We start from the raw sequence: 18,037 nt of genomic DNA, 5'->3' as shown, positions 1-18,037 counted from the left end.
TCTTTCTTAATGATAAAATAGTTGAAAATGATGTTTTAAGCCATCAGATAAATAGATACGGTCATCTTTAGTGATGATAATGCCTTCAATGTAGGAAACAGCGTTTAAAATATCAAGAGCCTCTTTAATGGATAAGCCAAACAACCTTGTGGTCCAGATTTCACAGTCGACGGATTGTTTAGAAACAATAGAAATGCTAGCCATCTCTGTTTGTATCGGATAACCAGTCTGTCGATCAAAAATATGATGGTATTCCTTATCGTCAATAATCAGACGGCGTTCATAAGTACCTGAGGTTACAACAGATTGGTTTTTAATTTTGACAGCTCCAATATTTTGTCCCCGTTTCTTTTTCGGATGTTGAATGCCGATAACCCAATACCCTTCTGAACGATTAGGATTATCTCCGTGAACTAAAACGTTTCCGCCTAAATTAATGATAGCAGAATCAATCATCTCATTTTTGAGATAGGTCATAATTTTGTCAGCAATATATCCTTTTGCAAGTGCACCCAAATCAATTTTCATTCCTATCTGATTTAAAAAAACAGATTGATTTTTTGAATCTAGAAGTATATGAGTTGGGTCAGATAAAATCATAGCTTCTGATACTTCACTAGGGCTAGGTAGTTTAGCATCTGAAAATCCAATTCTCCAAGTTTGCACTAAAGGACCAATAGCAATATTTAGGTTACTAGGCCTAGCTAAGCTGTGTTCTTTCCCAATTGTGATTAATTCAAAGAGGTCTGGATGTACTTGAATAGGCTTGATACCAGCGTTGTTATTTATAGCCATTAACTCTGAATTAAAGTCATTTGCACTAAAGCGATTTTTGTAGAGCTCCAAGAGTTCTATGACCTCTTGGATTTGTTTTTGAGCATTTTTAGAATTAATTTGAATATCGATAGTCGTTCCCATGAGTCTTAAACTATGAGAAAGTTGCAAATTTTCCACCCCCAAAGCAATATATTCTAATGATACCGTTTTCTAACTTGAAAATCAATACTTATTTTCAAATATTTTCAATTTGTCAAGAAATATGCTTGCAAAGACTATCAAAAGAGGTTACCTGGGTAACCTCTTTTACTATTTCTTATTTTTTCTTAAGTTCACCTTGAGGATAGTAGGTTCCTTCAGGCATATCGTTGATAAAAACATGGATATTTTCTTTAGGTGCTTTTGCAATGCGTGATACTACTTCAGTAACCTCGCGAGCTAATTCATTTTTTTGTTCTTGTGAGCGTCCCTCAAACAAGTCAATTTTTACAAATGGCATAATATTACTCCTTTATGTTATTGGGCATCATTGTAACATAATGTTGTGAAAAAGTACACACTGTTTTCAATGGCTGGGAAAACTTCAGCCTTTGTGGTAAAATAGGTAGAATACTATAGAAAGTAGGATTTTCCGCTTTGGCTCAACTCTATTATAAATATGGGACAATGAATTCTGGTAAAACCATTGAAATTTTAAAAGTTGCTCATAACTATGAAGAACAAGGAAAACCTGTGGTTATTATGACAAGCGCCTTGGACACTCGAGATGAATTTGGAGTCGTTTCAAGTCGTATTGGAATGCGTCGTGAAGCAGTTCCAATTTCAGATGATATGGACATTTTCTCCTATATTCAGAATTTACCACAAAAGCCTTATTGTGTTTTAATTGATGAATGTCAATTTTTGAGTAAGAAAAACGTCTACGATTTAGCTAGAGTAGTAGATGACTTAGATGTACCAGTCATGGCTTTTGGTTTGAAAAATGATTTCCAAAACAATCTTTTTGAAGGTTCAAAACATTTGCTATTATTGGCCGATAAGATTGATGAAATCAAAACAATTTGCCAATACTGTAGTAAGAAAGCAACCATGGTTTTAAGGACAGAAAACGGAAAACCTGTCTATGAAGGTGATCAGATACAAATTGGTGGTAATGAAACATATATCCCAGTTTGTCGAAAACATTATTTTAATCCAGATATTTAAAAGATAATCGGTTTTAAAGGAGATACAAAGAAAAATGAATATTTATGATCAATTGCAGGCAGTTGAAGATCGTTATGAAGAGTTAGGTGAGTTACTTAGTGATCCAGATGTTGTTTCAGATACAAAGCGATTTATGGAATTATCACGTGAAGAAGCTAATACTCGAGAAACTGTCACAGCTTATAGAGAATATAAGCAAGTCATTCAAAATATTTCAGATGCTGAAGAAATGATCAAGGATGCTTCTGGTGATGCTGAATTGGAAGAAATGGCTAAAGAAGAACTTAAAGAATCAAAAGCAGCTAAAGAAGAGTATGAAGAAAGATTAAAAATCCTTCTATTACCTAAAGATCCTAACGATGATAAAAACATTATTTTAGAAATTCGTGGTGCTGCTGGTGGCGATGAAGCAGCGCTTTTTGCTGGTGATCTTTTAACAATGTATCAAAAATATGCTGAAACTCAAGGATGGCGTTTTGAAGTTATGGAATCATCCGTTAATGGTGTTGGTGGTATTAAAGAAGTGGTTGCTATGGTTTCTGGTCAGTCAGTTTATTCTAAGCTTAAATATGAATCAGGAGCTCATCGTGTTCAACGTGTTCCGGTGACAGAGAGTCAGGGTCGTGTTCATACTTCAACTGCAACTGTTCTGGTAATGCCAGAAGTTGAAGAAGTAGAATACGAAATTGATCAAAAAGATCTTCGCGTCGATATTTACCACGCGTCTGGTGCTGGTGGTCAGAACGTCAATAAAGTTGCTACTGCAGTTCGTATGGTACACATTCCTACAGGAATCAAAGTTGAAATGCAAGAAGAGCGTACTCAGCAAAAAAACCGTGATAAAGCGATGAAAATCATTCGTGCTCGTGTTGCTGACCATTTTGCGCAAATTGCTCAAGATGAACAAGATGCTGAACGTAAATCAACAGTTGGTACTGGTGATCGTTCAGAACGTATTCGCACTTATAATTTCCCACAAAATCGTGTAACAGATCATCGTATTGGTTTGACACTTCAAAAATTAGATACTATTTTATCTGGAAAAATGGATGAAGTTATTGATGCACTTGTTATGTATGATCAGACTCAAAAGTTAGAAGCCTTAAATAAATAATGAATTATGCGCAGTTAATCAAGCATTATGAACAGTTGTTAGAGGCTTGTGGTGAAGAAGTCGAAAATTTTATTTATGTATTAAAAGACCTAAAACAATGGTCAACAACTGATTATCTTTTAAATCAAAATAGTAGTGTGAGTGATACTGATCAGCAATTAATGGAAAATATTTTTCAACAGCTTAAAAAACATAGATCACCGCAGTATATTACAGGTAAAGCTTACTTTAGAGATCTTATTTTCTTTGTTGATGAACGAGTTTTAATTCCGAGGCCTGAGACAGAGGAGTTGGTTGATCTAATCTTATCAGAGAATAAAGTAGAAGATTGTTCTGTTTTAGATATTGGTACAGGTAGTGGAGCAATTGCCATTTCTCTAAAAAAAGAACGCCCCTCTTGGGATGTTCTAGCTAGTGACATTTCTGTATCTGCATTAGACTTGGCAAAGGAAAATGCTAATAATTGTGATGCGGAAGTGACTTTTATAGAATCAGATGTCTTTAGTAACATTTCAGATAAATTTGATATTATTGTGTCTAATCCTCCCTATATTTCTTACAATGACAAAGACGAGGTGGGGAAGAATGTGCTAGCTTCAGAGCCTCATAGTGCCCTTTTTGCAGACGAAGAAGGATTAGCTATTTATCGTAAAATCATTGAAAACTCAAGAGAATATTTGCAACCTAGAGGTAAATTATATTTTGAAATAGGTTACAAACAAGGTGATGATTTACGAAGTTTATTGAAAAGATATTTTCCAAACAATCGTTGCAGAGTTTTGAAAGATATATTTGGTAAAGATAGAATGGTGGTATTAGATAATGAATGATTTGGGACAGATTTTAGAGGATCATGGCGCAGTTATTATGCCAACAGAAACGGTCTACGGAATCTTTGCCAAAGCTTTGAGTGAAGAAGCTGTGAACCACGTCTATGAGCTTAAAAAAAGACCTCGTGATAAGGCTATGAACTTAAATATATGTGATTTTGAGACTATTTTAAAATATTCTAAAAATCAACCGACCTATTTGAAGCAATTGTACGATGCTTTTTTACCAGGACCGCTAACCATTATTTTGGAAGCTTCACAAGAAGTTCCGGATTGGATCAATTCTGGGTTATCAAGCGTAGGATTTCGGATGCCTAAGCACCCTGTAACCCTTGATATGATTGCTAACCATGGTCCATTGATTGGTCCTTCTGCTAATATTTCTGGATGTGATAGTGGTCGTGTATTCTCAGAAATTCAAAAACAGTTTAATCATCAAGTTTTAGGTATTGAAGATGATAAAGCATTGACAGGTGTGGATTCTACTATTATTGATTTGTCTGGTGATAGAGTTAAGATTTTAAGGCAAGGTGCAATCACGCAAGAGGTACTAACGGCTACGATACCTGAATTAATTTTTGAAAATTAATTTAATCATCTTGCAACTAATAGTAAAAATGTGATAAATATAATGATTGAAACCATTATTTAAAAGTTATAACGAGCTTAAGGAGTAAAAAATGATTTTTGATAAAGACAATTTTAAAGAATTTGACCAAGAACTTTGGCAGGCTATTCATGATGAGGAAATTCGCCAACAAAATAATATTGAATTAATTGCATCAGAAAACGTTGTTTCAAAAGCTGTTATGGCAGCACAAGGTTCTGTTTTGACAAATAAATATGCCGAAGGGTATCCTAGTCATCGTTATTATGGAGGAACAGATTGTGTTGATGTAGTTGAAAGTTTAGCTATAGAACGAGCTAAGATGTTATTTAATGCTGAGTTTGCTAATGTTCAACCACATTCTGGTAGTCAGGCTAATGCAGCAGCTTACATGGCTTTAATCGAGCCAGGAGATACTGTCTTAGGGATGGACTTAGCAGCAGGTGGGCACTTAACACATGGCGCTTCAGTTAGCTTCTCAGGAAAAACTTATCATTTTGTTTCTTACTCTGTTGATCCTAAGACGGAGATGCTAGACTATGATAACATTTTGAAAATAGCACAGGAAACGCAACCTAAATTAATTGTTGCAGGGGCGTCGGCCTATTCTCGCATTATTGATTTTGAAAAGTTTCGTCAAATAGCAGACGCAGTAGATGCTTACTTAATGGTTGACATGGCTCACATTGCAGGTTTAGTTGCTTCTGGTCATCATCCTAGTCCTATTCCTTATGCTCATGTAACGACAACGACAACACATAAGACTCTACGTGGACCTAGAGGTGGTTTGATTTTAACCAATGATGAAGCAATTGCTAAAAAAATTAATTCTGCAGTCTTTCCAGGACTCCAAGGCGGACCATTAGAACATGTAATTGCTGCAAAAGCTGTAGCTTTGAAAGAAGCTCTAGATCCTTCCTTTAAAATATACGGTGAGGATATTATTAAAAATGCTCAAGCCATGGCTAAAGTTTTTAAAGAAGATGATGACTTTCATTTGATTTCTGATGGTACTGATAATCATTTGTTCTTAGTAGACGTCACAAAAGTTATTGAGAATGGCAAAAAGGCACAAAATGTTCTTGAAGAAGTCAATATCACCCTTAACAAGAACTCTATACCGTTTGAGCGACTATCACCATTTAAAACATCAGGTATTCGAATTGGTACTCCAGCAATTACTAGTCGAGGAATGGGAGTTGAAGAATCTCGAAGAATCGCTGAATTAATGATTAAGGCACTCAAAAATCATGAAAATCAAGATGTCCTCACAGAAGTTCGTCAAGAAATTAAATCATTAACGGACGCTTTCCCTTTGTATGAGAATTAATGTTATGATGGATTTTTATATCAAACAGATTATTATACATCAGTTTTCTCCTAACGACACAGAGTTAGTGCTATCAGATACTCCGTTAACCCTAACTCCAAGGATTGATGACTACTTTCGTAAAAAATTAAGTAAAGTTTTTTCTGATGAAGCTAAGCGTGGCTATTTTGGAGAGGATAATGTATTTATGAGTCATTTACAAGATGATTTATATGTTTCTTCCTGTCAAATTGCGCAACTTTGGAAAGAAGAGTTTGTCATATCGGAAGATCAAAAAACGAATGACTTAGTTTTTATTCAATTTGACAAGGATGGAATGGAACATTTTGCTTTCCTTCGAATCTCATTAAAGGAACATTTTGCTCATGTTTCTGAAAATCAAGAGCAGCCAATTACAATAACACAGAATAACCTTCCAAGTGCTGCTCAAACTCCAGATGAAGCTTTGGTTGTTAACAAGTCATCAAAGCAATACTATTTAATTGAAAAGCGTATCAAACACAATGGTTCATTTGCTAATTATTTTTCTGAAAATTTATTACAAGTACAACCAGAACAGTCTGTTAAAAAATCTATAAAAATGGTTGAACAGACAGCTCAAAAAATTGCTGAAAATTTCAACAAAGATGATTTTTCTTTCCAATCAAAAATGAAATCGGCTATTTATAAGAATTTAGAAGAAGAGCAAGAATTGTCTCCAGAAAAATTAGCAGATCAATTATTTGATGATAATTTAACAGCCAGGCTGACTTTTGTTGATGAATTGAAAGACGCAATACCTGGATCTGTTCAAGTAAGTGATATTGATCATTCCCGTCAAATTAAGAAGTTAGAGAATCAGAAGCTATCTCTTTCAAATGGTATTGAATTGATTGTACCCAACAATGTCTACCAAGATGCCGAATCAGTTGAATTTATCCAAAACCCTGATGGTACATACTCAATACTAATCAAAAACATACAGGATATTCAAAATAAATAATATGTTTAAATTTTTAAAACGTTTGATAGCATTAATTATTATTATTTTCATTGGGTACCGTCTAGTTATCATCCATGAAAATGTTAAAAAAGTGCTTCAATATCATGATTTAGTGCAGAATACTCTTGCAGAGAATGGTTCAGAGGCTAATGTGCACTTAGTATTATCTATGATTTATACTGAAACTAAGGGAGATGCTATAGATGTGATGCAATCAAGTGAAAGTATCAGTGGAACTACGAACAGTATTACGGATAGTCACACCAGTATTAAACATGGCGTCACTCTGTTGTCACAAAATATAAGTCAAGCTAAAAAAGCTAAGGTTGATGTATGGACTGCTGTCCAAGCATATAATTTTGGTTCTTCTTATATTGATTATGTAGCGGATCATGGGGGTGAAAATTCCATTGAGTTGGCCAAAAATTACTCTAAAAATGTTGTAGCTCCCAGCCTAGGAAATTATAACGGGGACACTTACTTTTACTATCATCCTCTCGCCTTAATTTCAGGAGGGAAGCTCTATAAAAATGGTGGTAATATTTACTACTCACGTGAAGTTCAATTCAACCTTTATTTGATAAAAATAATGGAGTTGTTTTAAGAAGGGTAAGTATGAAAAGACTAACTTATTATTTTAAGGGGTATATCAAAGAAACTATCTTTGGACCCCTTTTCAAATTATTAGAAGCCTCTTTTGAACTTTTGGTACCAATCGTTATTGCAAAAATGATTGACGAGACCATTCCACGAGGGGATAGAAGTAGTTTACTGTTGCAAATTGGATTGATTTTCTTTTTGGCTGCGGTGGGTGTTGTAGTAGCGATAACTGCTCAATATTATTCTTCAAAAGCCGCAGTTGGTTATACGAGACAATTGACAGAGGATCTCTATCAAAAAGTCATGTCACTGGGTAAAAAAGACAGAGATGAATTGGGAACTGCTAGTTTGATTACTCGTTTGACTGCTGATACATTTCACATCCAAACTGGTTTAAATCAATTTTTACGTTTATTTTTGAGGGCTCCGATTATTGTTTTTGGTGCCATAATTATGGCTTTTTCCATTAGTCCCTCATTGACTATTTGGTTCTTGATAATGGTTGTCACGTTATTTATCATTGTTTTTGTAATGTCTCGACTATTAAATCCTATTTACCTTAAAATCAGAACTTCAACCGATTATTTGGTAAAGTTGACTAGGCAACAACTTCAAGGTGTACGAGTTATCCGTGCCTTTAATCAAGTAGATAGAGAGAGTGAAGCATTTAATGATATCAATTATCACTATACGAATTTACAATTAAAAGCAGGTAGGCTTTCTAGTTTAGTAACGCCTCTAACATTTCTAGTTGTTAATATCACTTTGGTTGTGATTATTTGGCGTGGTAATTTAAATATAGCTAATCATCTTTTATCACAAGGAATGTTGGTTGCTTTAATTAATTACTTATTGCAAATTCTTGTTGAATTGTTAAAAATGACAATGTTGGTGACATCACTGAACCAAAGTTATATCAGTGCTAAGCGAATTATAGCCGTTTTTGAAAGACCGTCTGAAATAATTGATGACAAACTTGAGCCAAAATATTCGAATAAGGCTTTAGAAGTGCAAGAAATGGCATTTTCTTATCCAAACTCCTCTGAAAAAGCTTTATCTGATATTACTTTTTCTATGAATGTAGGAGAAACTTTAGGGATAATTGGTGGAACTGGCTCTGGGAAATCAACCTTGGTTAATTTACTGCTTCATATTTATAAAGTGCAAGAAGGGGATATTGATATATATCATCAGGGAAAAAGTCCAGATACAATTTCAAATTGGCGTAGCCTGGTAAGAGTTGTTCCTCAAAATGCTCAGTTGTTTAAAGGAACTATTCGTTCTAACCTTTCTTTGGGACTTGGTAAAGTTAGTGAGGAAAAACTTTGGACTGCTTTAGAAATAGCACAAGCTAGTGATTTTGTAAAAGAAAAAGATGGTCAACTTGATGCCCCTGTAGAGAGTTTTGGTAGGAATTTCTCTGGTGGTCAAAGGCAAAGGTTGACGATTGCAAGAGCTTTAGTTCAAGATAAGATTCCATTTTTGATTTTAGACGATGCAACATCTGCATTGGATTATTTAACAGAAGCTCGTTTATTTAAAGCTATAATTAAACATTTCAACCAAACTAATCTTATTATTGTATCACAGAGAATTAATAGTATACAAAATGCAGATAGAATCTTACTCCTTGATAAGGGCAAACAAGTTGGTTTTGATAATCATCAATCTTTATTAGCTCATAACAAAGTTTATAAGTCCATTTACCATTCACAAAATTTTAAGGAGGAGGAGTAAATGAAAGCAAGTCATCCTAAAAAGATACAAAAAAAGCTTGTTCAAGATCTTCTTTCTAAAAAAAGCTTAGTAGGAATGGCATTATTAGGGACGGTAGTACAAGTTTGCCTCACTGTTTATTTGCCTGTTCTAATTGGACAGGCGGTAGACGTTGTATTATCGCCTCATTCTATGATATTATTGTTACCTATAATGTGGAAGATGGTTGCAGTTATTTTAGCAAATACTATTATTCAATGGATTAATCCTCTGCTCTATAACCGCTTAATTTTTCATTATGTTGCTTCTTTAAGAAAGGCTGTAATGGAAAAGTTGAGTCTATTACCTATAGCTTACCTTGATAAACGTGGCATAGGTGACTTGATTAGTCGTGTGACTACCGATACGGAGCAATTATCAAATGGTTTATTAATGGTTTTTAACCAGTTCTTTGTTGGTTTATTAACTATTCTAGTTACTATTTTTAGTATGGCAAAGATTGATTTATTAATGCTTTTTTTGGTATTATTTCTGACGCCTTTATCACTCTTTCTAGCCCGCTTTATTGCTAAAAAGAGTTATCACTTATATCAAAATCAAACGGCATCACGAGGACGACAAACTCAATTCATTGAAGAGATGGTGAGTCAAGAAAGCCTTATTCAAGCATTCAGTGCGCAAGAAGAAAGTAGTGATCATTTTAGGACTATTAATCAAGAGTATGCTAACTTTTCTCAATCAGCAATTTTTTATTCTTCAACTGTCAATCCATCAACCCGATTTATCAATAGTTTGATTTATGGCTTCTTAGCAGGGATTGGTGCCCTTCGTATTATGTCAGGTGCTTTTAGTGTTGGTCAATTAATCACTTTCTTAAATTATGTCAATCAATATACTAAGCCATTTAATGACATCTCTTCCGTCCTGTCTGAGATGCAAAGTGCTCTGGCTTGTGCAGAACGCCTTTACTCTATTTTAGAAGAATCGTCACCAAATATAACAGGTACAGAAAAACTTGATTCATCAACGGTCAAAGGTCAAATCGATTTTAAAAACGTTATTTTTGGTTATAATAAATCAAAACCACTATTGAATGGTATTAATTTACACATTCCAGCAGGAGCTAAGGTCGCTATTGTAGGACCAACAGGTGCTGGGAAGTCTACTTTAATCAATTTATTAATGCGTTTCTATGAAGTTGACGGGGGAAATATCCTTTTAGATGGTAAGCCTATTACTGATTATGAGCCATCACAATTAAGGCAAGAAATTGGAATGGTATTACAAGAAACGTGGTTAAAAAGTGCTACGATTCACGATAACATTGCATATGCCAATCCTAAAGCTAGCCGTGAAGAAGTGATAGAGGCTGCAAAAGCAGCTAATGCAGATTTCTTTATCAAACAATTACCGAATGGATATGATACGTATTTAGAAGATGCTGGAGATTCGTTATCACAGGGGCAATGTCAGCTATTGACAATTGCTCGTATTTTTCTTAAATTACCTAGAATATTGATATTAGATGAGGCGACATCGTCTATAGATACTCGTACTGAAGTTCTTGTTCAAGAAGCATTCCAAATGTTGATGAAGGGGAGAACAAGCTTTATTATTGCACATCGCTTATCTACCATTCAAACAGCAGATATTATTTTAGTTATGGTATCTGGTGAAATTGTAGAAGTGGGTAACCACTCTGAATTAATAGCTCAAAAAGGTATTTATTATCAAATGCAAAATGCACAAAAGTAGTAAGAGGAATTATATGAAAAAAAGGCTTCAACTATTATTACTGATATTTATTTCTGCAGTTTCATGGTTTATCAGTAACCAACTAGCAACTAAGAATACGGTATTATCTGTTTTAATAGGTTTAGTTGCAGTTATTGGGATAACGTGGTTAATTGTAAGTCTGCTCTATTATTTGATCGTGAAGTTAATTGCAGTTATATTTCATGATTGAAAATAATAGAACATCGTTAGATAGATATAAAAAAAGCTAGGAGTAAGTTCCTAGCTTTTTTTATTAATTTACAAATGTTGTAATCTCTTTTTCAATATTGGCGATTTTTGTTTCTGCATCTGCTAAATCATTACCGACCGTAGCAATATAGAACTTGATTTTTGGTTCAGTTCCTGAAGGGCGAACTGCAATCCATGAATCATCAGCTAACGTGTACTTCAAAACATTACTTGGAGGAGTTGTTAAGTTAGATATTGTTCCATCATTTTTAGTAGCGATTTGTTTTTGGAAATCTTCTAATAATACAATATCAGTATTGTTAAATTGTTTTGGACCATTTTCACGGAATTTGTCCATAATCTTCTTAATTTCAGCAGCTCCATCCACTCCTGAAAGTGTTACTGAAATCGTTTTTTCAGCAAAATAACCATATTCTTTGTAAATTTCATCAATACCATCTGCAAGTGTTAAACCACGCGAACGGTAATAAGCTGCAATCTCAGCAACCAAAAGAACTGCTTGAATAGCGTCTTTATCACGGACAAATGGTTTAATAAGATATCCGAAGCTCTCTTCAAAACCAAACATATAGGTGTGGTTATGTTTTTCTTCAAACTCTTGAATTTTCTCAGCGATGAATTTGAATCCAGTTAAAACGTTAAACATTGTAGCGCCATAACTTTCGGCAATTTTTGTTACTAATTCTGTTGATACGATTGATTTAGCGAGAGCAGCATTTTCTGGAAGTGTTCCTGCTGTTTTATGAGCTTCCAGGATGTATTTCGCAATAATCGCTCCAATTTGATTTCCAGAAAGGTTTTTATAAGAACCATCTGGTTGGCGAATTTCAACGCCTAGGCGGTCTGCATCAGGATCAGTAGCTACTAAGACATCTGCATTAACTTCTCGTCCGAGTTCTTCAGCAAGAGCAAAGGCAGCTTGGCTTTCAGGGTTAGGCGATTTAACAGTAGAAAAGTCTGGATCTGCCTTAGCTTGTGATTCTACTACAACAACAGATTCAAAACCGGCTTGAGCAAGGGCACGGCGTGTCAACATCTCACCAGTTCCGTGGAGAGGAGTATAGACAATTTTCATGTCTTTTCCAAAGTTATTGATTAAATCTTGATTGATATTAACATCTTTAACCTCTCTAAGATATTCAATATCAACATCTTCACCGATAACCTGAATAAGGCCCGATGATTTGCTTTCATCTAAATCAGCAAGTTCAACTGCAAATGGATTTTCAATAGCACGGATAAAGTCTGTTAGTGCATCAGCATCAGCTGGTGGTAGTTGACCTCCGTCTTGTCCATAGACTTTATAACCATTGAAAGGTGCTGGATTGTGGCTTGCAGTAACCATAATACCAGCATAGGCATTTAAATGGCGAACAGCAAAAGAGAGTTCTGGTGTTGGACGAAGAGCTTCAAATACGTAAGATTTAATTCCATGCTGTGCCAAGACCTGTGCAGACTCAAAAGCAAATTCTGGAGAGAAGTGGCGTGAATCATAAGCAATGGCTACACCACGTTTTTTAGCTTCCTCTCCCTTAGTTTCGATTAATTTTGCCAATCCTTCGGTTGCTTGACGGACAACATAAATATTAATACGATTTGTACCAGCACCAATATAACCACGCATACCAGCAGTACCAAATTCTAAGTTTGTGTAAAAAGCATCTTCTTTTGTTTTTTCATCCATTGATAGTAATTCTTGACGAAGATAGTCAGGAAGCTGCTCAAAATCTAACCATTTTTGAAAATTTTCTGTGTAAGTCATTGAAATACTCCTTCAATATTTATAAACGCTTTCATTATAACATGTTTTTTTCAATATGACTATAAAATATAAGTAAGAAAAGCCAGGAAGATTTCTTCCTGGCCAGTTTTTAATGTTTAATATTGAGAATACGAGGAACAGTTAGATATACAATGATAGCTGCAATGACCATCTCAGCTAATGAATTAGATGAAATAATCCCAGCGAGCATTAGCTTGATATTCCCATTATAAGTACTTGAAAAAAAGATAAAAATTCCAGATAAAACAAATACTGTGTTTGTTAGAGAGCCTATAGCACCTGAGATAGCCAAACCAAAGCGGTTGTGTAGTAATTTGTAAACGAAATAAGGAATAATCCCGATTAGAATACGTGGTACAAGTGCAATAATTAGCGAATAAAAATTACCATTTTCAACAAAAGGTGAGAAGAGGTAACTCGTTGGTAATAGAACAATGCTGCTGTTAGCTACGCTGATCCCCCCCATTAAGGCGCCTAGAGTTGCACCAATACGAGGTCCATAGGCTATAGATGCAATAATAACTGGGATATGCATCAAAGTAGGTTTAATAGGGACTAACCAAAAACTAAAAATAAATGATGACAAAAAATGAATGACAAGCATAATAGCAAAAAAGATTGCAATTATAGCAATGTTAGAGGATTTGTTTTTCTTTTTCATTATAACTCCTTAAATTAAACTAGAAATAGTATACAAATTTACAGCCTAATTTGCAACTTCTTGTATACATTTAAGTATAGTAGAGATATCAGCTAGGGCTCCTTGACCGGTATCACCACAGGCAAGCAAACTAATACGAGGTTCAATTTCCTGATAACCTATTTTTTTCAAAATATCAATGTTACGTTGGGTGATTGTATTATGATACATCTTTGTATTCATTGCTGGTGCGATAAGTTTTGGAGTTTCATCGGGCATAGCAAGAGCAACGCTTGTTACGATGTTATCAGCGAAGCCATATGCTAGATGAGCAATAGTATTAGCAGAGGCAGGTGCAACGATAAATAAATCTGTGCGTTTTGCTAATTCGATATGGTTGATGATTTTTGGGTTATGCTCATCCATAACATCTAAATGAATAGGATTTTTTGATAATACTTGCAGAGTTAACGGTGTAATAAATTGTGTGGCAGCTTGTGTCATTATGATATGAACATCATAGCCAATTTTAGTTAATTGACTTGTAAGGTCTGCTGCTTTATAGGCCGAAATTGAACCTGTGACGGCTAGTGTAATACGTTTAATCATATTTTTTTTACCTTCTCGTAAATTAATTGAGCAATATCTTCTTTGGTGGTAGCTTTATACACATTATCATGATCAAGTAGGTAGGCTATGTGATGTTTTGAGGTAATATCAATGAGGTCATTAGCTAAAATAAACGTAGCTTTATTTTTGATTAAGCTATGACGAGCAACTTTAAAAAGGTTTTCTTTAGTAACGTTCACAAGTAGTTTAAAACCTACTAGAGTAATTTGAGGATTCCATTTTTTCACAAGGCTGATAACTTTTGGTGTTTTTTTGAGAAAAAGGACTTGATATTCTGATTCAGATGATATTTTCCCTTCGTGGTTATCTTTGCGCAAAAAAGTATCTAAATCATCGCTTGATTTAACCTTTTCGAAATCAGCCATGTAGACGGGGGTATAGTCAGACACTGCCATGCTATGAATTAAAATATCATGCTCTTTCACTAATGGCTTCAAGGTTTTTATTAATGAGTCAACGTCCTCAATCTCAAATATGGATAAGTTGGTAGCAGATTCTGGTTTGACTGCATTTTTAGTAGTCACGAGTGTCACCTGATGTCCTTCTCGTAAATATTTTTCTGCAATTATTTTTCCTAAAGCTCCTGTTGCGTGATTCGTGATACTCCTAACGGTATCAATTTTCTCGGTAGTCCCACCTGATGTAATCAAAATTTTCATAGCCATATTGTACATAAAAAAATGCTTTTCGTAAATAAAAGATATATTTCTTCTTGATAGTAATGGAATTTGAGGGAAACTTACTGGAAAATTTCAAGCGATTGCGATAAAATAAATCTTGCAGAGTTTTCTAGAGAAAGGAGGTCAGATTTATTGGAGTGGCAAGATCTAGCGCAGTTACCTGTATCTATTTTTAAAGACTATGTTACAGATGCTCAAGACGCGGAAAAACCTTTTATATGGACAGAAGTATTTTTAAGGGAGATTAATCGCTCAAATCAAGAAATTATTTTGCATATTTGGCCGATGACTAAGACAGTCATTCTGGGGATGTTAGATCGAGAATTACCACATTTAGAATTAGCTAAAAAAGAAATCATCAGTCGTGGTTATGAACCAGTTGTTCGGAATTTTGGAGGTCTCGCAGTTGTAGCTGATGAAGGAATTTTAAATTTTTCATTGGTTATTCCAGATGTTTTTGAGAGAAAATTGTCTATCTCAGATGGGTATCTTATAATGGTCGATTTTATTAGAAGTATATTTTCGGATTTTTATCAACCTATTGAGCACTTTGAAGTAGAGACCTCCTATTGTCCTGGTAAGTTTGATCTTAGTATAAATGGCAAAAAATTTGCTGGCTTGGCTCAGCGCCGTATAAAGAATGGTATTGCGGTATCAATTTACCTTAGCGTTTGTGGCGATCAAAAAGGGCGGAGTCAAATGATTTCAGATTTTTATAAGATTGGTCTAGGTGATACGGGTAGTCCAATTGCTTATCCAAATGTAGATCCTGAAATTATGGCTAATCTATCTGATCTATTAGATTGTCCTATGACAGTAGAAGATGTTATTGATCGTATGTTGATTAGCCTTAAACAAGTAGGTTTTAATGATCGTTTACTGATGATTAGACCCGATTTAGTTGCAGAGTTTGATAGATTTCAGGCTAAGTCTATGGCTAATAAGGGGATGGTGAGCAGAGATGAATAATGTCCAAGGTAATTTATTTCGTCCATTAACACTTCCCAATGGATTGAGCTTAGAAAATCGTTTTGTTCTATCACCTATGGTAACTAATTCTTCTACATCAGAAGGTTTTGTAACTGATGACGACATAGCATATGCTGTTCGTCGTGCTAAATCCGCTCCATTACAAATTACTGGAGCAGCATATATCACAGAATATGGTCAGTTATTTGAATATGGTTTTAGCGTTTCAAAGGATGAGGACATTCCTGGTTTGACTAAATTGGCTAAAGCAATGAAGTCTAAGGGAGCGAAAGCTGTTTTGCAGCTGACGCATGCTGGACGTTTCTCAAGTCACACTTTGGCAAGACACGGATATGTATATGGTCCCAGCCCTATGCAATTGCAATCGCCATACCCACATCAGGTTAAAGAACTAACACACAAAGATATACTAAGGATTATCGATGAATATGTCCAGGCTACAAGACGAGCTATACAAGCTGGATTTGATGGTGTTGAAATATCTTCTGCACAACGATTACTAATTCAAACTTTTTTCTCAACCTTCTCAAATCAAAGAAAAGATGAGTATGGTCCTCAAACTTTGACTAATCGCTGTCGTTTAGGCTTAGAAGTTTTTAAAGCGGTACAAAAAGTTATCAGAGAAGAAGCGGAGTCAGATTTTATCCTTGGTTTTAGAGCGACGCCTGAAGAAACTCGCGGTTCACAAATTGGATATAGCATTGAAGAGTTTATGGAATTTCTTGAAAAAATTTTAGCGATTGCTCAGGTAGATTATCTTGCCATTGCAAGCTGGGGGCATGATGTCTTTAGAAATACTATACGTTCTGAGGGAGTTTACAAAGGGCAGCTGGTTAATCAAGTTATATTTGAACATTTTGGTGATAGAGTTCCAATTATGGCAACTGGAGGTATTAATAGTGCTTCAAAGGTGTTTGAAGCCTTACAACATGCTCATATGATAGGAGCTTCCACGCCCTTAGTAGTTGATCCGGAATTTTTACAAAAAATAAAAGCTAAGCGTTCTGATCAGATTAATTTAAGGATTAAAGTGAATGATTTAGAAGGTTTGGCGATTCCAAAAGCCTCCTTTAAAGATATTGTTCCTTTGATGGATTATGGAGAATCTTTACCAAAGGAAGCTCGAGAAGTTTTTAGAGAACTTCGAAGCAATTATAGGGAGGAAAGATGAAATTAAGTGTCCTTGATTATGGGCTTATTGATTATGGAAAAACTGCAAGTGATGCAATACAAGAAACGATTCTTTTATCACAAGAGGCGGAGCAACTAGGCTATCATCAATTTTGGGTGGCTGAACATCACGGTGTTAAGGCATTCAGTATTAGCAATCCAGAATTAATGATAATGCATTTGGCTAACCAGACTAAATCTATCAAAATTGGCTCTGGAGGTATAATGCCTCTGCACTATAGTAGTTTTAAACTCGCGGAGACTCTCAAGACATTAGAGACATGTCATCCGAATCGAGTAAGTATTGGTTTAGGAAATTCACTAGGGACAGTTAAAGTTTCAAATGCACTTCGTAGCTTACATAAAGCACATGATTACGAAGAGGTACTGGAGGAATTGAAGTCATGGCTTATTGATGAATCATCCAGTAAGGAACCATTAGTTCAACCGACTCTTTCTAGCTTCCCAGACTTATATGTGTTGGGGAGTGGTCAAAAATCAGCTTATTTAGCGGCTAAACTTGGCTTAGGCTTTACCTTCGGTGTTTTTCCTTTTATGGACAAAGACCCATTGACAGAAGCTAAAAAGCTTTCATCTCTTTATTATCATCAGTTTGAAGAATATTATCCTAATAAGTCTCCTAATTTGATGGTAGCTCCATTTGTAGTTATAGCTGATACTTCAGAAGAAGCTGAAAACATAGCAAAGACTTTAGATATCTGGATGCTAGGAAATAAAGACTTCAATGAATTTGCAACATTTCCTACTATTGAAGAAGCTAATCATTACCAATTGACTCCTGAACAAAAAGCAAAAATTAAATCAAATCGCCACCGTATGATTGTAGGTGATCCAAAACAAGTTAAAGAAAGCCTTGACGCTTTAGTTAATGCTAGTCAAGCAGAAGAACTACTTTTGATTCCTCTTGTTCCAGGACTTGATCAACGAATCAAATCCTTAAAATTATTATCACAGTTATATTAATCACGTTTTCTC

19 protein-coding genes are annotated in these 18,037 nt (G+C 35.0%); 13 read left to right on the top strand and 6 right to left on the bottom strand.

Features of this window, described 5'->3' with window-relative positions; translation table 11 throughout:
- Positions 1-6: 6 nt before the first annotated feature.
- Together A6J68_RS06880 and A6J68_RS06870 are read right to left on the bottom strand one after the other, a co-directional pair.
- Positions 7-945, bottom strand: coding sequence for an FAD:protein FMN transferase (locus A6J68_RS06880; protein WP_001177179.1), 939 nt, complete (start codon positions 943-945; stop codon positions 7-9).
- Positions 946-1,093: 148 nt separating this feature from the next.
- On the bottom strand, positions 1,094-1,276 hold the full coding sequence (locus A6J68_RS06870) for a 4-oxalocrotonate tautomerase (RefSeq protein ID WP_001117229.1): 183 nt from the start codon (positions 1,274-1,276) through the stop codon (positions 1,094-1,096).
- 137 nt (positions 1,277-1,413) lie between these two features.
- Between A6J68_RS06870 and A6J68_RS06865 the strand changes: the two genes are divergently transcribed.
- The 10 genes from A6J68_RS06865 (at position 1,414) to A6J68_RS06820 (ending at position 11,128) form a co-directional block, all read left to right on the top strand.
- A complete protein-coding gene (locus A6J68_RS06865; RefSeq protein ID WP_000068109.1) occupies positions 1,414-1,983 on the top strand; it encodes a thymidine kinase in 570 nt (189 codons plus the stop codon).
- Positions 1,984-2,017: 34 nt separating this feature from the next.
- On the top strand, positions 2,018-3,097 hold the full coding sequence (prfA, locus tag A6J68_RS06860) for a peptide chain release factor 1 (protein WP_001028826.1): 1,080 nt from the start codon (positions 2,018-2,020) through the stop codon (positions 3,095-3,097).
- A complete protein-coding gene (gene prmC, locus A6J68_RS06855) occupies positions 3,097-3,927 on the top strand; it encodes a peptide chain release factor N(5)-glutamine methyltransferase (protein ID WP_001104941.1) in 831 nt (276 codons plus the stop codon). The genes prfA and prmC overlap by 1 nt, the downstream gene beginning before the upstream one ends.
- Positions 3,920-4,516 carry an L-threonylcarbamoyladenylate synthase gene (locus A6J68_RS06850; RefSeq protein WP_000998734.1) on the top strand — a complete coding sequence of 199 codons (597 nt, stop codon included), beginning with the start codon at positions 3,920-3,922 and terminating at the stop codon, positions 4,514-4,516. Before prmC ends, A6J68_RS06850 begins: the two co-directional genes overlap by 8 nt.
- 91 nt (positions 4,517-4,607) lie before the next feature.
- Positions 4,608-5,864: a serine hydroxymethyltransferase gene (glyA, locus tag A6J68_RS06845; RefSeq protein ID WP_000575539.1), complete on the top strand. Its 1,257-nt coding sequence runs from the start codon at positions 4,608-4,610 to the stop codon at positions 5,862-5,864.
- Between the two features lie 4 nt (positions 5,865-5,868).
- Positions 5,869-6,846, top strand: a complete 978-nt coding sequence (locus tag A6J68_RS06840; RefSeq protein WP_000968653.1) for a nucleoid-associated protein — start codon at positions 5,869-5,871, stop codon at positions 6,844-6,846.
- A 1-nt stretch (position 6,847) separates the two neighbouring features.
- Positions 6,848-7,450, top strand: a complete 603-nt coding sequence (locus A6J68_RS06835) for a lysozyme family protein (protein ID WP_000472259.1) — start codon at positions 6,848-6,850, stop codon at positions 7,448-7,450.
- An 11-nt stretch (positions 7,451-7,461) separates the two neighbouring features.
- Positions 7,462-9,183: an ABC transporter ATP-binding protein gene (locus A6J68_RS06830; RefSeq protein ID WP_000826935.1), complete on the top strand. Its 1,722-nt coding sequence runs from the start codon at positions 7,462-7,464 to the stop codon at positions 9,181-9,183.
- Positions 9,184-10,917: an ABC transporter ATP-binding protein gene (locus A6J68_RS06825; RefSeq protein WP_000647650.1), complete on the top strand. Its 1,734-nt coding sequence runs from the start codon at positions 9,184-9,186 to the stop codon at positions 10,915-10,917.
- Positions 10,918-10,930: 13 nt separating this feature from the next.
- Positions 10,931-11,128 (top strand): hypothetical protein, encoded by a 198-nt coding sequence (locus A6J68_RS06820; RefSeq protein WP_000746856.1) that lies wholly within the window; start codon positions 10,931-10,933, stop codon positions 11,126-11,128.
- Positions 11,129-11,191: 63 nt separating this feature from the next.
- On the opposite strand, the gene A6J68_RS06815 is transcribed toward A6J68_RS06820, so the two are convergent.
- The 4 genes from A6J68_RS06815 to coaB form a co-directional block, all read right to left on the bottom strand.
- A complete protein-coding gene (locus tag A6J68_RS06815) occupies positions 11,192-12,910 on the bottom strand; it encodes a phospho-sugar mutase (RefSeq protein WP_000222549.1) in 1,719 nt (572 codons plus the stop codon).
- 109 nt (positions 12,911-13,019) lie between these two features.
- A complete protein-coding gene (locus A6J68_RS06810) occupies positions 13,020-13,592 on the bottom strand; it encodes an ECF transporter S component (protein WP_000728786.1) in 573 nt (190 codons plus the stop codon).
- A gap of 45 nt (positions 13,593-13,637) precedes the next feature.
- On the bottom strand, positions 13,638-14,180 hold the full coding sequence (gene coaC / locus A6J68_RS06805) for a phosphopantothenoylcysteine decarboxylase (RefSeq protein WP_000595816.1): 543 nt from the start codon (positions 14,178-14,180) through the stop codon (positions 13,638-13,640).
- Positions 14,177-14,860 carry a phosphopantothenate--cysteine ligase gene (gene coaB, locus A6J68_RS06800; RefSeq protein ID WP_001873872.1) on the bottom strand — a complete coding sequence of 228 codons (684 nt, stop codon included), beginning with the start codon at positions 14,858-14,860 and terminating at the stop codon, positions 14,177-14,179. The genes coaC and coaB overlap by 4 nt, the downstream gene beginning before the upstream one ends.
- A 153-nt stretch (positions 14,861-15,013) precedes the next feature.
- On the opposite strand from coaB, the gene A6J68_RS06795 reads away from it, so the two are divergent.
- Genes A6J68_RS06795 through A6J68_RS06785 form a run of 3 tightly spaced genes read left to right on the top strand, consistent with a single transcriptional unit; the run spans position 15,014 to position 18,025 of the window.
- Positions 15,014-15,850, top strand: a complete 837-nt coding sequence (locus A6J68_RS06795; protein ID WP_000455160.1) for a lipoate--protein ligase family protein — start codon at positions 15,014-15,016, stop codon at positions 15,848-15,850.
- The gene (locus A6J68_RS06790; RefSeq protein ID WP_001067085.1) at positions 15,843-17,042 is read left to right on the top strand and encodes an NADH-dependent flavin oxidoreductase; all 1,200 of its coding nucleotides are present in this window, start codon (positions 15,843-15,845) and stop codon (positions 17,040-17,042) included. The genes A6J68_RS06795 and A6J68_RS06790 overlap by 8 nt, the downstream gene beginning before the upstream one ends.
- Positions 17,039-18,025 (top strand): MsnO8 family LLM class oxidoreductase, encoded by a 987-nt coding sequence (locus tag A6J68_RS06785; RefSeq protein ID WP_000778218.1) that lies wholly within the window; start codon positions 17,039-17,041, stop codon positions 18,023-18,025. Before A6J68_RS06790 ends, A6J68_RS06785 begins: the two co-directional genes overlap by 4 nt.
- The last annotated feature ends 12 nt before the right edge of the window (positions 18,026-18,037 follow it).

The organism is Streptococcus sp. 'group B' (assembly GCF_002073795.1).
Taxonomy (GTDB): Bacteria; Bacillota; Bacilli; order Lactobacillales; family Streptococcaceae; genus Streptococcus; species Streptococcus agalactiae.
This window is presented reverse-complemented; position numbering and strand designations above follow the sequence as displayed.

Bases quoted from the DNA above. Each gene is read 5' to 3' on its own strand.
- glyA (WP_000575539.1), top strand. From the start codon at position 4,608: ATGATTTTTGATAAAGACAATTTTAAAGAATTTGACCAAGAACTTTGG.
- coaB (WP_001873872.1), bottom strand. From the start codon at position 14,860: ATGAAAATTTTGATTACATCAGGTGGGACTACCGAGAAAATTGATACC.
- A6J68_RS06790 (WP_001067085.1), top strand. From the start codon at position 15,843: ATGAATAATGTCCAAGGTAATTTATTTCGTCCATTAACACTTCCCAAT.
- A6J68_RS06835 (WP_000472259.1), top strand. From the start codon at position 6,848: ATGTTTAAATTTTTAAAACGTTTGATAGCATTAATTATTATTATTTTC.
- A6J68_RS06825 (WP_000647650.1), top strand. From the start codon at position 9,184: ATGAAAGCAAGTCATCCTAAAAAGATACAAAAAAAGCTTGTTCAAGAT.
- prmC (WP_001104941.1), top strand. From the start codon at position 3,097: ATGAATTATGCGCAGTTAATCAAGCATTATGAACAGTTGTTAGAGGCT.
- A6J68_RS06830 (WP_000826935.1), top strand. From the start codon at position 7,462: ATGAAAAGACTAACTTATTATTTTAAGGGGTATATCAAAGAAACTATC.
- A6J68_RS06840 (WP_000968653.1), top strand. From the start codon at position 5,869: ATGATGGATTTTTATATCAAACAGATTATTATACATCAGTTTTCTCCT.
- prfA (WP_001028826.1), top strand. From the start codon at position 2,018: ATGAATATTTATGATCAATTGCAGGCAGTTGAAGATCGTTATGAAGAG.
- A6J68_RS06870 (WP_001117229.1), bottom strand. From the start codon at position 1,276: ATGCCATTTGTAAAAATTGACTTGTTTGAGGGACGCTCACAAGAACAA.
- coaC (WP_000595816.1), bottom strand. From the start codon at position 14,180: ATGATTAAACGTATTACACTAGCCGTCACAGGTTCAATTTCGGCCTAT.
- A6J68_RS06785 (WP_000778218.1), top strand. From the start codon at position 17,039: ATGAAATTAAGTGTCCTTGATTATGGGCTTATTGATTATGGAAAAACT.
- A6J68_RS06810 (WP_000728786.1), bottom strand. From the start codon at position 13,592: ATGAAAAAGAAAAACAAATCCTCTAACATTGCTATAATTGCAATCTTT.
- A6J68_RS06820 (WP_000746856.1), top strand. From the start codon at position 10,931: ATGAAAAAAAGGCTTCAACTATTATTACTGATATTTATTTCTGCAGTT.
- A6J68_RS06850 (WP_000998734.1), top strand. From the start codon at position 3,920: ATGAATGATTTGGGACAGATTTTAGAGGATCATGGCGCAGTTATTATG.
- A6J68_RS06815 (WP_000222549.1), bottom strand. From the start codon at position 12,910: ATGACTTACACAGAAAATTTTCAAAAATGGTTAGATTTTGAGCAGCTT.